The organism is Alkalibacterium iburiense (genome assembly GCF_039521845.1).
Classification (GTDB): Bacteria; Bacillota; Bacilli; order Lactobacillales; family Carnobacteriaceae_A; genus Alkalibacterium; species Alkalibacterium iburiense.
On the sequence record NZ_BAAACW010000101.1, the window covers coordinates 1 to 14,333 of the forward strand.

Annotated in this window: 13 protein-coding genes; 11 read left to right on the forward strand and 2 right to left on the reverse strand. The window is 35.7% G+C overall.

Annotated features, from left to right (window positions below; translation table 11 throughout):
- From ABDZ53_RS08285 to ABDZ53_RS08320, 8 genes are all read left to right on the forward strand, one after another.
- The coding region (locus ABDZ53_RS08285; RefSeq protein WP_343755451.1) for an IS30 family transposase at positions 1 to 296 on the forward strand (296 nt) is incomplete at its 5' end.
- Positions 297 to 300: 4 nt separating this feature from the next.
- A complete protein-coding gene (locus tag ABDZ53_RS08290; protein WP_343755453.1) occupies positions 301 to 1,746 on the forward strand; it encodes a MutS-related protein in 1,446 nt (481 codons plus the stop codon).
- 299 nt (positions 1,747 to 2,045) lie between these two features.
- Positions 2,046 to 3,632 carry an ABC transporter substrate-binding protein gene (locus tag ABDZ53_RS08295; protein WP_343755455.1) on the forward strand — a complete coding sequence of 529 codons (1,587 nt, stop codon included), beginning with the start codon at positions 2,046 to 2,048 and terminating at the stop codon, positions 3,630 to 3,632.
- 63 nt (positions 3,633 to 3,695) lie between these two features.
- Positions 3,696 to 4,625: an ABC transporter permease gene (locus ABDZ53_RS08300; protein ID WP_343755457.1), complete on the forward strand. Its 930-nt coding sequence runs from the start codon at positions 3,696 to 3,698 to the stop codon at positions 4,623 to 4,625.
- 12 nt (positions 4,626 to 4,637) lie between these two features.
- A complete protein-coding gene (locus ABDZ53_RS08305) occupies positions 4,638 to 5,537 on the forward strand; it encodes an ABC transporter permease (RefSeq protein WP_343755459.1) in 900 nt (299 codons plus the stop codon).
- Positions 5,538 to 5,544: 7 nt separating this feature from the next.
- Positions 5,545 to 7,038 carry an oligopeptide/dipeptide ABC transporter ATP-binding protein gene (locus ABDZ53_RS08310; protein ID WP_343755461.1) on the forward strand — a complete coding sequence of 498 codons (1,494 nt, stop codon included), beginning with the start codon at positions 5,545 to 5,547 and terminating at the stop codon, positions 7,036 to 7,038.
- Positions 7,016 to 7,963, forward strand: a complete 948-nt coding sequence (locus ABDZ53_RS08315; RefSeq protein ID WP_343755463.1) for an ABC transporter ATP-binding protein — start codon at positions 7,016 to 7,018, stop codon at positions 7,961 to 7,963. The genes ABDZ53_RS08310 and ABDZ53_RS08315 overlap by 23 nt, the downstream gene beginning before the upstream one ends.
- A gap of 830 nt (positions 7,964 to 8,793) precedes the next feature.
- The gene (locus tag ABDZ53_RS08320) at positions 8,794 to 11,460 is read left to right on the forward strand and encodes a phosphoenolpyruvate synthase (protein WP_343755465.1); all 2,667 of its coding nucleotides are present in this window, start codon (positions 8,794 to 8,796) and stop codon (positions 11,458 to 11,460) included.
- A 26-nt stretch (positions 11,461 to 11,486) separates the two neighbouring features.
- Here ABDZ53_RS08320 and ABDZ53_RS08325 read toward each other — a convergent pair whose 3' ends face one another.
- A complete protein-coding gene (locus ABDZ53_RS08325; protein ID WP_343755467.1) occupies positions 11,487 to 11,621 on the reverse strand; it encodes a hypothetical protein in 135 nt (44 codons plus the stop codon).
- 765 nt (positions 11,622 to 12,386) lie between these two features.
- On the opposite strand from ABDZ53_RS08325, the gene ABDZ53_RS08330 reads away from it, so the two are divergent.
- Together ABDZ53_RS08330 and ABDZ53_RS12930 are read left to right on the forward strand one after the other, a co-directional pair.
- Positions 12,387 to 12,614 (forward strand): hypothetical protein, encoded by a 228-nt coding sequence (locus tag ABDZ53_RS08330; protein ID WP_343755469.1) that lies wholly within the window; start codon positions 12,387 to 12,389, stop codon positions 12,612 to 12,614.
- Positions 12,615 to 12,619: 5 nt separating this feature from the next.
- Positions 12,620 to 12,766 (forward strand): GNAT family N-acetyltransferase, encoded by a 147-nt coding sequence (locus ABDZ53_RS12930; RefSeq protein WP_425541691.1) that lies wholly within the window; start codon positions 12,620 to 12,622, stop codon positions 12,764 to 12,766.
- Positions 12,767 to 13,365: 599 nt separating this feature from the next.
- Here ABDZ53_RS12930 and ABDZ53_RS12935 read toward each other — a convergent pair.
- Entirely contained in the window at positions 13,366 to 13,440 is a 75-nt protein-coding gene (locus tag ABDZ53_RS12935; RefSeq protein WP_425541692.1) for a putative holin-like toxin, read from the reverse strand.
- Between the two features lie 163 nt (positions 13,441 to 13,603).
- On the opposite strand from ABDZ53_RS12935, the gene ABDZ53_RS08335 reads away from it, so the two are divergent.
- Complete coding sequence (locus ABDZ53_RS08335) at positions 13,604 to 14,173, forward strand: uracil-DNA glycosylase family protein (protein ID WP_343755471.1); 570 nt, start codon at positions 13,604 to 13,606, stop codon at positions 14,171 to 14,173.
- Positions 14,174 to 14,333 lie beyond the last annotated feature (160 nt).

Here is a 14,333-nt window from a genome sequence, read left to right on the forward strand (position 1 = left end):
ATCAGTTTAAAACAATTACATTTGATAATGGATCTGAGTTTGCGAAAGTATCTGAGCTTGAAAATGATGATTTATCTATTTATTTTTGTCATGCTTACGCATCATGGGAACGGGGGTCTAACGAGAATTTCAATAAACTCTTAAGAGAGTTTATACCGAAAGGTAAATCGTTACATCATTTTACTTCTGACTATATATCAGAAGCGGCTGGTAAGATAAATAAACGCATACGATCCATACTCGGTTTAGTGTCCGCTCAAGAAGCCTACCAGACCGAATTGTCTTTAATGGAATAAAGACTTGAGTTATAAAAGATTGGATATGTTTACTGTCTTTTCTCTAATCAATCATACTTATTCTAGTATTGGTTCAGAAGCGTTGTATAAACGGTTGCGTTCATTTGATTTAAACGACAGTGATCAACTTAAAACGGAAAATATTATAAAGTATTATGATGAAAATCCAACTCAAAGAGAAAAAATTCAATTTGTATTTGCTCAACTTGGTAAACAAGATAATAATTCTGTCGTCAAACAGTTAACTGAAGATAACAAAAAGCAGTTCTTTCATTTTGGATTATATTTGCTTTTAGGTTCGTTACCGATTATTGGCGTGTTATTGCTTTTTACACAGCTGGCCCAATATGGAGTAATGATAGCTATCTCTTCGCTGGTCTTTAATCTTTTGTATTCGCAAATAAACAAAATGAGTATTGGAAATGAACTCCTCAGTATGAGTTATCTAGTTCAATCGATTTCCAGTGCGAAACAGTTATCTAAAATCAATCACCCTCTTAAAGAGGAGCTAAAAGTTAATTTAAGGCCTCTCAAGCGGATTCCGTTTTTTTCATTTGCTTTTAGAATGGGTGGAAGTAATGAAGGAGAAATCCTATTTGATTATTTAAATATGTTTTTCATGCTGCCATTTATTTCTTATCATTTTGTTTATAACCGTATAAAAAAGAATAAGGAAGAGGCGTTGAAATTATGGGAAGTTTTAGGAAATCTTGAGTCAGCTGCGGCAATTTTAAATTTGAGACTCATACTAGAAGAAGGATGTATCCCTCAGTTTACTAATCAAGACGAGGTAGTGGCTGAAAATGTCACCCATCCATTAATAGATAATCCGGTGGATAATCCTGTTCATTGGACACAGAATACCTTAGTGTCAGGCTCCAATGCTTCTGGGAAATCGACTTATGTGAAAAGCGTTGCTATCAACTGTATTCTGGCACAAACGATGTTTACGTGTACGGCTTCATCTTTTTCAATGAAACGCGGTCATGTATTGACTTCTATGGCTGTAGAAGATGATATTATTGAAGGAGACAGTTATTTTATTGCAGAAATAAAATCTTTGAAGCGAATATTATCTAAAGTGAAAGCAGGCGACAGGTGTTACTGTTTCATTGATGAGATTCTAAAAGGAACAAATACAATAGAACGAATATCGGCCTCTGCGAGTATTATCAAATGGTTAAGTGAATCGCCATCTTTAGCATTTATAGCGACACATGATATTGAACTAACAGAAATATTGAAAACAGTCTGTGAGAATGTTCATTTTCAAGAGAATGTAACGAATGAACAAGGAATTGATTTCGACTATACATTGAGAAAAGGATCTGCTTCAACAAGAAATGCCCTTAAATTGCTTGATATAATGGAATTTCCTGAATCAGTTGTTGCTGAGGCAAAAGAAAAAGCAGCTTACTTTGATCAAAATCAAATGTGGGAAAATATATAAAACTTCGGTAGTAAAAGTATACACTGGTGATAAATATGTGAAGAGTAAAAGGCGACAACAGACAATTGAGTCCATGCTCTCTATGGAACGTGAGGTTTACGCGATAAATTTCATAGAACATCAGTTAATATATCTTTTATGAGAATTATTTAATAATGTAACGAAATTCAAGTGTATATTAAGGAGGGATTAGAACAAAATGTGGCGACTCGCTCATCTTGTTCTAATTTTTTTTTAATTTACTTATTGTTTAATTTTAATCACTGTGCTAAAATCATTACCTATAAGGGGGGAACAACATGAAAAAGAAAAATAAGTTATTAGGATTTTTGCTTGCATTAGTACTATTTATTGTTGCATGTACTAGTCCAGCGGGTGAAAATGGTAATGGTAATGGAACAGGAAATGATAATGATAACGGGGGAGAAGAAGTCGCAGATGACTCTGTGTTAGTAGTAGCGAGTGGTGCTGATCCGGTTACTTTTGATATTCAAGCAACAAATGACCAAGCAACTACACGTATAGCTAGACAGATTTATGATACTCTTATCATCCAAACGAATGATTTAGAGTTAGTTCCAGGGCTAGCTACTGAATGGGAAGAAATCGAAGAAAATCTTTTTGAGTTTACACTAAGAGAAGGAGTTACCTTCCATAATGGGGAACCATTTACAGCATCTGATGTTGAATATACACTACTCAGAGCTGTTGCTTCACCAACAATTGGACATATCGTTGGGTCAATTGATCCAGATACAATTGAAGTCGTTGATGAACATACTATCCGAGTAGGAACCTCAGATACGTTTGGTCCGTTTTTAACGCACTTAGCGCATCCGGCAGTAGGTATTTTAAATGAAGCAGCAGTTGAAGAAGCTGGTGAAGACTATGGTGTGACATCGGTTGTAGGAACGGGGCCTTTCGAATTTGAAGAGTGGGTAACAGGTACACACGTTATTGCAAATCGTTATGACGACTATTGGGGTGACTCAGCTCTTGTTGGAAGTATCGAATTTAGAACAATATCAGATCCAAGTGTTCGTTTAATTGAATTGGAAAGTGAAGGCGTAGATATTGCTTATGATATTGCACCATCTGATATTCAAGCAGTTGAAGAGAATGATGCACTTACTTTAATCAATACACCGAATTTAGGTTCAGAATATTTAGGATTGAGTGTTCATAATGATACACCACTACGTGAATTAGGTGTTCGTCAAGCTATAGCTCACGCAATTGACATTGAAGCAATTATTGACACAGTTTATATGAATGTAGGAGAGCAAATGGCTGGTCCAATTAACGAATTAGTTTTTGGATACAATGAAGATTTAGAACCTATTCCATATGATGTCGACCTTGCTAATGAATTATTAGAGGAGGCCGGTTACCCAGGTGGTGGCTTTACATTATCATTATATGTTGGAGACAACAGCCAAGAGCGTATCAGAGTTTCGCAAATCGTTTCTGAAGCCTTGTCGCAAATAGGTATTACAGTAGAAGTTGTACAAATGGAGTGGGGTGCATTCTTGGATGCCAACGATGCTGGTGAACCAGACATGTTCTTACTAGGTTGGACAACAGTTACAACAGATGCGGATTATGGTTTATATCCATTATTCCATTCAAATAATTTTGGAGAATCAGGAAATACAACATGGTACGAAAATTCTAGAGTAGACGAGTTATTAGATTTAGGTCGTTACACCTCAGACCAAGATGAGCGTATAGGATACTACCATGAAGCTCAAGATATTATTCACGAGGAAGTGCCTTGGGTATTCTTGCAGACACGTGAGAATGTAACGGGTATTAGCAACCGAGTGAGTGGGTTTGAGCATCATCCAGTTGGAAGTTACTTCTTAAATGTTGTTTCAGTCGACTAAGTTAACAAATTTGGAAAATAAAGAGCCATTTTTTTGGCTCTTTATTTATTAGGAGGTATTATCTTGGTTCAGTATATTATCAAACGAATATTATGGTTGTTTCCTATTTTATTAGGAGTCTCATTTATTGTATTTACAATCATGTATCTTTCACCGGGTGATCCAGCAAGAATAATTTTGGGTGAAGGAGCGACAGAGGAAACTTTACAAGCTCTAAGAGCAGATATGGGATTAGATAGAAACTTTTTTGTTCAATTCTTCAATTATGTTCGAGATGTTTTTATAAATTTTGATCTAGGAAGATCATATGTTTCAAGACGTCCTGTTATGGGTGAAATATTGATTAGATTACCTAATACAGTCAGGCTTGCTAGCTGGAGTGTCTTATTTTCTACATTGGTAGGTGTCCCATTAGGAGTTGTTTCAGCAACACGTCCATATTCTAAAACGGATAATTTTGTTATGACTATCTCGTTGTTAGGTGTATCTATGCCAGTGTTCTGGCAAGCACTCTTACTTATTATTTTGTTTACGGCAATATTAGGATTGTTACCTGCAACAGGTTTTACAACTTGGCAACATATGATTATGCCTGTTTTTGCACTGGCTTCTTCATCTATTGGAACCGTTGCAAGAATTACGCGTTCGAGTATGATGGATGTTTTAGATCAGGATTATATAAGAACGTCACGTGCTAAAGGTGTATCTGAGAAGAAGATTATTTTCCAACATGCTCTGCGAAATGCTCTTATTCCAATAGTAACAGTAATAGGGTTGCAATTTGGGGTTTTGTTAGGTGGGGCCGTTTTGACTGAGACAATCTTCAGTATTAATGGGTTAGGAACCTTAATGGTAAATGCCATTCGAACCAGAGATACAATGATCGTTCAAGGTGGAGTATTATTTATCGCCTTCTTGTTTACGATTGTCAATTTATTTGTGGATATATTATATGCCTATATTGACCCACGAATTAGGTCTCAATATGATTAGGAGTGAAATGCTGTGTTATTAAACAAAAGAAAGATAGATGAAACAGAACAGGAAATGACAGGCGTTCCACAAGGTGCATGGCATGAAGTCTGGTACTCACTTAAGAAAAACAAACGTGCAATGCTTGGTTTAATTGTTATAATTATTTTAATTTTGATGGCTATTTTTGCTGATTATGTTACCCCTTATGGGATGAGGGAACAGAATCTATCGAATGCTTTGCAGTCTCCAAGTAGAGAGCATTGGTTTGGAACAGATGATTTAGGACGTGATGTGTTCAGTCGTCTCATTTATGGGACACGCGTTTCTCTAACAGTTGGGGTAAGTGCGGTTGCTTTGTCCTTGTCAATTGGAGGAGTCTTAGGGGTTTTATCAGGCTATTATAAGGGATGGCTAGACACATTGATTATGCGTTTTTGCGATATCTTACTTTCGATTCCTTCTATTTTATTAGCTATAGCGATTGTAGCCTCTTTAGGTTCGAGCATTAGAAACATGATTATCGCGATAGGAATTGCAAGTATTCCGGTATTTGCTCGTATTATTAGAGCAGGAATCATATCGGTTAAAGAAACACAGTATATTGAGGCGAGCAGAGCACTGGGAGCTAATGATGGACGTTTAATTTTTAAACACATCATACCAAATATTTTGTCTCCTATTATTGTGCAAGCTTCAATGGAAGTTGCTTCAGCTATCTTATCCGCTGCAGGTTTAGGTTTTATCGGTTTAGGTTTAGAGGCCTCTGTTGCGGAGTGGGGGACGATGCTTAACTTTGGTCGAGGGTATATTCGACAACACTTTTATCTTACGCTATTTCCTGGGGGTATCATTATGTTAACCATTCTAGCCTTTAACTTATTTGGGGATGGTTTACGTGATGCATTTGATCCTAAGATGAGAGAGAGGTAATCCATGTATGAAAACATTATTAAGCGTAAAAAACCTACAAAAATATTTCCCTGTTAAAAAGAATAACTTTTTTCAGATTGGGAAGACTTATGTAAAGGCCAATAAAGATATATCTCTTGATATTCTTGAAGGTGAGACTTTAGGTATAGTTGGTGAAAGTGGATGTGGAAAATCTACCTTTGGTCGGACAATCATACAGTTACACCGACAAACAGGGGGATCGACTTTGTATTATGGAGATACTATTGAGAATTTAATGCCTTCATATGTAAAAAAAGTTTACCAAGGGTTTCCTAAAACGTCCAGTAAATATGATGATGATTTGAATGAAATTGAACGTATGGAGTCCGAATTAAAAGATTTATCTGGTGATGAAAAAGAGAAGCATTTTGAAAAATTACGAATTAAAAAAATAGATTTTGATAATACCTATGGAAACACACTTCGCTTAGTTGGTGGATTGGTGTCTCATGATAATCTCAAAGAAGTGAGCTTGGTTTTATTAAATCGTTATGATGCTGCATCAAAAGTTGCTAAATGTAAAAGAGATATAGAGTTTGAAGAACAAAAACAAAAAATGAAAGCTGAAGTGGATGAATCTGAGATCAAAAAATTAAGACAGGATTTGAAGTCACATGAGGAACATCTTGAAAAAGCAACAGTTAAGGTGGAGAAGTTAAAAGAGCCTCTTAGAGGATCAGAAAAATTTGAACGTTATGAAAGATATTTAGATGATGGAATTGATTTAGCGGCTTTAACACAAAAAGAAGCACGGATTTTAAGAAAAGACCTACAAATTATATTCCAAGATCCCTATTCATCGCTTGATCCACGTCTAACAGTTGGAGAAATTATTGGTGAAGGCTTACTTATTCATAAATTTTTCAAAAGTAGAAATGACCCGGCATACACAGAATACATTATAGATATTATGGAAAAATGCGGTTTAGCAGGTGGACTGATTAATCGCTACCCACACCAATTTTCTGGAGGACAAAGACAAAGGATTGGGATTGCAAGAGCCTTAGCATTGCAGCCTAAATTTATCGTATGTGATGAAGCAGTATCAGCTCTAGATGTATCCATTCAATCACAAATTATTAATTTATTGCAGGAGTTGCGTGAAAAAGATAATTTGACGTATTTGTTTATTACACATGACTTGGGTGTAGTTCAGTATATTTCTGACCGTATTGGAGTAATGTATTTTGGAAATTTAGTTGAACTAGGATCAGCTGAAGAAATTTTCGAGAACCCTAAACATCCTTACACTAAACAGTTATTAAATGCGATACCAAAGATGGATGATGCTCAAGATTCAAAATGGGATATTGATAAGAAATACGAAGATTTTGAGTTCCAGTATTCAAGAGATGGAGAAAGTGATCCTGATTGGATTGAAGTAGCAGACAATCATTTTATAGCATGTACTCTCAAGAATCGTGAGTCTTATTATAGGGATAGAGAGGAGCGACCACATGAGTTTATTACAGGTGAATAATTTGCATACTTATTTTGACACGCGTAATGGGACAGTAAAAGCGGTAAATGGTGTTTCATTCTCATTAGAAGAAGGCAGAACATTAGGTATAGTTGGAGAAAGTGGTAGTGGTAAAAGTCAAACAGCAATGTCTATTTTACAGCTTTTTCAAAAAAACCAACGCATTGCAGAGGGGAGCATTATTTTTGACGGCAAAGAAATCTCTTCTCTAGGCCAAAAAGACTTATTAAAAATTCGTGGGAATGAAATTTCAATGATTTTCCAAGAACCTATGACGAGTTTAAATCCAGTTTTCACAGTTAAATATCAATTGGTTGAAGCTATTCAATTGCATAGTAAATTAAATAAAAAAGAAGCTGTTGCAAGAGCGATTGAGTTGTTGGATGCTGTTAAAATTCCAAACCCGAAACAAATGCTCAGACAATACCCTCATCAGTTATCAGGTGGGATGAGTCAGCGTGTTATGATTGCGATGGCATTAGCTTGTGATCCGAAATTACTGATTGCTGATGAACCAACCACTGCTTTGGATGTTATTATTCAAGCTGAAATTCTAAAATTAATGAACGAATTGAAAGACCGATTCAGCACAAGTATCCTTTTTATTACTCATGATCTGGGAGTAATCAACAGCATGGCAGATGATGTGATTGTCATGAACGGAGGAAAAATTGTTGAAAGTGCACCGATTAAAGAAATCTTTAAGAATGCAAAGCACCCTTACACTAAACGATTAATGGCTGCGTTCTTAAAAACAGATATTAAAAATTATCAAGCTGAAGAAACATTGGATTTTTACAGTAGCGAGAATGAACACTATGATTTTTCTCAGTATAAAGAAACCGGCGTGGCTGATCCTGATTGGGTACAAGTTAGCGATAAACACTATGTTGCAGTTAGTTTGAAAAAGGAAACAAATAGTTAGGACTATATTGTTTTCAATTGAACGCGTTGTACTTATATTTTTTTGTTGCTATATTTTATGGGAAAGATGTGTGTATTGAGCTTAGATGTATAAAAAGTATGAAAATGAGAATTTGACTTTTTTTCATGAAAAGAATATTAATGCATTTGCTGTGCTAAAATTATTTACCATTTTTGGAGTAGCGTTTTATTATTCCTCATTAAGTAAGAGACTAATAAAATAGTATCTATCGTTGATTCTTGCCTCCTGATAAACTTACATTAGATTAAGTTTATCAGGAGGTTTTTATTTGGATAAAAATGTTGAAATGGTTCCGATTCAACTCGGAAATAAGACAAACGTTAAGAAACCAAGACAACCTGAGCTCTATTCAAAACTCGTCAAGTACCTGTGATTTAACAACGTTTACAAGAGGATGTTTTTTTTGTTTTGTCAAGCGATGATGAGATGATGATATCTGTAAATAGAATAGAAAATGTTTAATCTTGGAACCTAAAGATTACCAAAAAAATGACGGGTTCCGAATTTTTTGCTATCTTTCACTAATCGAAATCTTGGACTCTAAAAATTTTTACTGTTAGATTTAAAATAGTAATGAAAACAATTTTTAAAAAGAAAAAGATGATTTTTATGCCATCAGCACCTAGAGTGACAGATAGTTTAGCAAGTATTTATTATTTTAATCGTCCGACTTCGAATTTGTAATGAAGGAATTTCCATTAAAATCTAAACCTCAAACCAAGTTATATAGTTGAAGATGAAAACAGTATGTCTGAATTATCCAGGAGTAAAATAGCTACGATAAAACTATTTAAAAAAAGAGAATTTTTATGGACTATGTTCTCGATTTTAATGATATTGATCGGTCTAGTTTATCTACGGTGGGAGGAAAAGGAGCAAACCTTGGGGAACTGAGCAAAGCAGGTTTTTTAGTTCCTCCTGGATTTTGTGTGACCACAGCAGGATATAAGCGGCTCACTCAAGGAAAAGATAAATTGAATGACATGATCCAGCAACTCCATCAATTATCACCGGATCAGTTTGAAGAGATACAACGGTGGGGCCAAAGTATTCGCGACTATATTCTGAACCTTGAAATCCCCGAACCGTTATATTCAGAAATCATGCAGGCATGGGAAAATATTGGGAGAGAGCATACGTATGCCATTCGCTCTAGTGCTACAGCCGAAGATCTTCCTCAGGCCTCATTCGCCGGTCAACAAGACTCCTTTCTCAACGTGAAAGGGGAGGAGCAACTATTCGAATCGATTCAAAAATGTTGGGCGTCGCTTTTTACCGATCGTGCGATTGTTTATCGTGCCCAAAATGGGATTGATCATCGCTCTGTTTTTTTGTCTACTGTCGTGCAAAGAATGAATCTTCCAGAGGTATCTGGCATTATGTTTACGGCAGACCCGGTTAGCGGGCATCGTCATATTGTTTCTATTGATGCAGGGTTTGGTTTAGGGGAGGCACTGGTTTCCGGGCAAATTACGGCGGATTTGTATAAGGTGCGAGATGGGCAGATTATCGATAAGCAAGTAGCCCAAAAGGAAAAGGGGATTTTTCCCCTTCCTAGTGGTGGAACAGAAATGCAGCGATTACCAGTGGAGCAACAAGATCAACCAGCTCTTAAGGATGCAATGATTCTAGAACTTGCTCATATTGGAAAACAGATCGAACAATATTATGGAACTGAACAAGATATTGAGTGGTGCCTTAAAGATGGAGAAATTTATATCTTACAAAGTCGACCAATCACTTCCCTTTTTCCCGTTCCATCATCCGACGACAACAATTACCATATTTATTATTCCGCAGGTCATAAGCAAATGATGACGGATTATATGAAACCCCTTGGTCTTTCCCTTTTTCAATCACTAGTGCCATCGACTAAAGAAGAGATGAGAGGTTTCCTTACAAATGCAGGTGGACGGGTATTTGTAGATTATTCCTATTTGTTATATATGAAATCTGTCCAAAAAAAGCTCCGGAAACAGAAGTATTTGGAACCTGATCTTAAGGCTATTCAAAATGCTGTTTTACGTGAGGAATTTGAAAAGAGAGCACCTAAACGAGGGAATAAGAGGAAGGTCTTCCAACTTTATGTTAAACCTATGTGGGGTATATTATGGAAAACTCTGCTAAGAACCATCGCGATTATCTACATCGAGAACCCAAAATCGGCCTTACAACGCTCCTACTCCAACTTTTATGAAGATATTGATCGTTTTCAACAAAAGATGGAACAGTATGATCACGCCGAACGAATCCATTTGATCAAGGAACACGCAAGCCGCGATTTATTTCGGTCCCTTACTAATCCTTTAGCCTATACGTGTGCGGGTATGATAACACTTCCTCGTATTCAAAAGCGCGGTAAAAAATGGCTAGGAGAAGAAGTGAGTCCCGCCATTCATCAATCTCCTCCGGGGAATATTACGAGTGAAGTTGGAATGAAGATTGGTGATTTGGCAGATACAGCTAGACCGTATCCGGAAGTGGTGGACTATCTTCAAAAAGCAAACGATGAGACGTTTGTTCAAGATTTAAAAGAGGTTAAAGGAGGGAAGATTTTTCTCGCTGCCCTGCATTCATTTATGGAAAAATTCGGGATGCGGACCACAGGAGAGATTGATATTACAAGGGTTCGGTGGCATGAAGTACCGACCATGCTTGTACCATCAATTCTCAGTCACATGAGAAATAACGCTCCACGTGAACATCACGAAAAATTTGAAAAAGGAGAACAAGGAGCTAATGAAGCAATCCAGGAATTGTTAGAGCGTGTGAATAAAACGCGAGGAGGTTCAAGAAAAGCTAAGAAACTATCCCGCCTTCTCAATCTTTATCGCCATACTGTAGGAATTCGAGAACTCCCAAAGTATATGATGGTTTGTTACTTTGACATCTACCGAAAAGTGATTCTAGAAGAGGCAAACTATCTTGTTCAACAAGGAATCCTTGAGCAAGAAACCGATGTCTACTATCTGACGCTAGATGAATTGATTGTACTGTTGGAGAAGGGCTCAATAGAAGCTGTATCATCACTCCCCGATCGAAAAAAACATGAAGAGCATTATCGGACGCTCACACCTCCTCGTGTGATGAGCAGTGATGGAGAAATATTTACAGCTGTAAAAGATCAAGAGTCTTCAAATGTATTGGTAGGCACGCCAGTCTCTTCAGGTGTTGTTGAAGGAACTGTTAAAGTGGTTCGAAGCTTGGAAGAAGGGAAGCTGAATAAAGGAGACATTCTCGTTGCTCCTTATACAGATCCGGGATGGACACCCTTATTTTCCTCAGCAAAAGCACTTATAACAGAAGTTGGAGGGATTATGACCCACGGCTCGGTTGTGGCCAGAGAAAATGGCATACCGGCTGTTGTCAGTGTGGATAATGCAACAAATATATTAAAAGATAACCAAAAAATCCGAGTGGACGGAACAGAAGGAACTATTGAAATATTAGATGATGAGACAGACAACACAAAGTAAATTTTAATATATTGATTTCGTCTAGATTAGTTTCTCTCATCAATTGTAAATTCAACTGCATCACGGTCTTCTAAATTGAGTGTTTTTATTATAGTATCAGGAATAGTCAAAAGGTATTTACTATCATGTTTAATTACTTTCCCTATGTGCTTATCGTTCATAATCTTATTCTCCATTCATATTGATTTATCTACATTATATTGAAAATAGGTGTAAATATACACAAGTTAATTATAGTAATTAATAAAAAGGGATATAATCGCTTGAATCATCATTGTAAGGAGGACTATACCAAAATGTTTTTTTTTCATACAGGGAATGAGTTTTTTTAAAAAAAGGCTAGGAAAGAATTTGTAGGACTATTCATAGGATTAGTAGGAGTATTAACTTTTGCTAATATTACGATGCAAGACTGGGCATGGCTATTTTTTGTGGGAACTATGATATTAGCTAGTGCATTTTATCGATTTATTATGGTTAATGATAATTTTACTGAACATGATCTAAAAAAAATGAAAGCTCATAACCTTTATGACTATGTTTTTAGCTGTTATCTTTACTCCAGTCATCTTTTTAAGTGGAGTGTTTAATAGAAATATTTTAAAGATTTTTTTTATATTAGAGATATTTTCATATATTTTTTTCGTTTTAGATTTTGAAAACATCATTTATATTTTTCATAATAAACCTGTAGAAGCATATACTGGAGGATTTAAAAGGGATGACTTAAATGGTATTAAAGTAGGAACTAAAAATATAATTGATCAATTGCCTTCGTTGATTAGTATTAGTGTATTATCAGTCATATTATTTGTCTTCAGCCTAAAACCTACTATTTACTTTGCCATATTTTACTACATTCTTTGTGTAGTCATACTGATATATTTAAAAAAGAAAAAAATTTACGAAAATAGGAATCAATAATTATGATTGAATCTAATAAAATTAAATTACATCCAATTGCTATAAATGACTTCAAAACTATTTTAGAATGGAGTCAAAATGATACCTTTTGCAAAGCTTATGGGTGGGATTTGAATAAAGACAGAGAAGAACTGTATATTTGGTGGGAAAACCTAGTTAATCGACCTTCTAAAGGGTTTCTTCGCTTAGGAATAGAACGAAAGGGTCAACTTATTGCTATGCAGACTTAGCGACGATTAAAGAAGATACAACGGAGTTTAAGATTGTTATTGGAGAGTCTAAGTTATGGGGAAAAGGATTAGGTTCAAAAGCTGCTGAATTAATGATTGCATACGGAACGAAAGAATTAAGAATAAAAACAATTTTAGCAGAAACCCATTAAACAAATAATCGCTCAAGAAAAATGCTTGAAAAACTAGACTTTAAAGAATTAAGCAAAGAAGGTACAGAGATATATTTAGGAAACAAAACTAAATTGGTATAATACGATTTACAAAGATAGATAAAAGATAATTTATTTTAGGAGAGATTGGATGCAACCTTCATTTATTAAACAAGTGGGATTTATGTATTTTACATAGATGAAAGTCATCGATATAAAGGTATGGGAACGAAATTGCTAGAAGCATTTACATTGGAGCACATAAAAAAGGTGCAACAGAATAAGCTGTATCTGTCGAAGAAGGAAACAAACTTGGTACACCTTTTTATATTGCTCGTGGATTTAAACAGGATGAATCAACTAAACGCTTATTATTAGCTTTTAGTTATGAGAAAGAGAAGAACCAATTTGTTGAATCTCCCCTTGAAGAAGTGTATACTAAAAGTGAACAGATGGGCTGCAAAAAAAGAACCCTTGCTATAACAAGGGTTCTTTCCTTAATTAAAGGTTATATGCTTTAGCCCCACTGTGGCAGATTTTAAAACTTACAAAACCCACCATCAAGCCGGCTAAGCTAAAAATGGTGGTTTTTGTATTGTCTAGTCCTTTTTAGATACAAGAACCATGAGTGTCGCAAACGCTATCATTAAAGATAGCACTTGAAATACTTCCAACTTGTCTAAGCTCCTTTTTAGAACTTAAACCCACAAAACGTCACAATAGGCATCAGCTCCTTTGTTAGCCACAATGGAGCCTTAGCACTTAACCTTAACACTAGAATACACTAGTATTTACACAAATGATACACGAAAAATTTAGAATGGAGTAATTAATAATATGGCTACCTTTGATGAAATCAAACATAAAATAATGATTGATCCGCTCAATGAAGAATTCACCAAAAGAGACATACCTCCTTTATTTAAAGCATCTAAAGAAGCAACGATTGCGATAGTCGGACAGGCCCCTGGAAGGAAAGCGGAAGAGTCTCAATTGTTCTGGAATGATTTAAGTGGGGACCGATTAAGAGAGTGGATGGGTGTATCTAGAGAAACGTTTTATTCAACAGATAAAATAGCACACTTACCGATGGACTTTTATTTTCCTGGGAAAGCGAAGACCGGAGATATGCCCCCTAGAAAAGGCTTTGCAGAAAAATGGCATCCCTTATTGTTAGAAGAGATGCCAAATATTGAAACGATTATATTAATTGGAGCTTACGCTCAGAAGTACTACTTGGGTAAAAGCCGAGAAAGAAATTTAACTGAAACAGTTAAACACTATCAAAAGTATCTGCCTGATTACTTTCCATTGGTTCATCCGTCGCCCTTAAACATTGGCTGGTTAAAACGGAACCCTTGGTTTGAGGAAGAAGTTGTGCCTGATTTGAAGACATTAATAAATTAAAACCTTTAACATTTTGAGTTTTAGTAGTTTGTCGAATATACTCAAAAAAATAACTGCAAACTCTTATGATTATCCCTATGTATTGACAAAGGTATTACGTTGGGATAAGATGTCCTTATAAAGGAGGGTTCAAAAATGAGTGACTCAAGAATAAATATAC

Bases quoted from the DNA above. Each gene is read 5' to 3' on its own strand.
- ABDZ53_RS08295 (WP_343755455.1), top strand. From the start codon at position 2,046: ATGAAAAAGAAAAATAAGTTATTAGGATTTTTGCTTGCATTAGTACTA.
- ABDZ53_RS08330 (WP_343755469.1), top strand. From the start codon at position 12,387: ATGATTGAATCTAATAAAATTAAATTACATCCAATTGCTATAAATGAC.
- ABDZ53_RS08320 (WP_343755465.1), top strand. From the start codon at position 8,794: ATGGACTATGTTCTCGATTTTAATGATATTGATCGGTCTAGTTTATCT.
- ABDZ53_RS08325 (WP_343755467.1), bottom strand. From the start codon at position 11,621: ATGAACGATAAGCACATAGGGAAAGTAATTAAACATGATAGTAAATAC.
- ABDZ53_RS08335 (WP_343755471.1), top strand. From the start codon at position 13,604: ATGGCTACCTTTGATGAAATCAAACATAAAATAATGATTGATCCGCTC.
- ABDZ53_RS08315 (WP_343755463.1), top strand. From the start codon at position 7,016: ATGAGTTTATTACAGGTGAATAATTTGCATACTTATTTTGACACGCGT.
- ABDZ53_RS08310 (WP_343755461.1), top strand. From the start codon at position 5,545: ATGAAAACATTATTAAGCGTAAAAAACCTACAAAAATATTTCCCTGTT.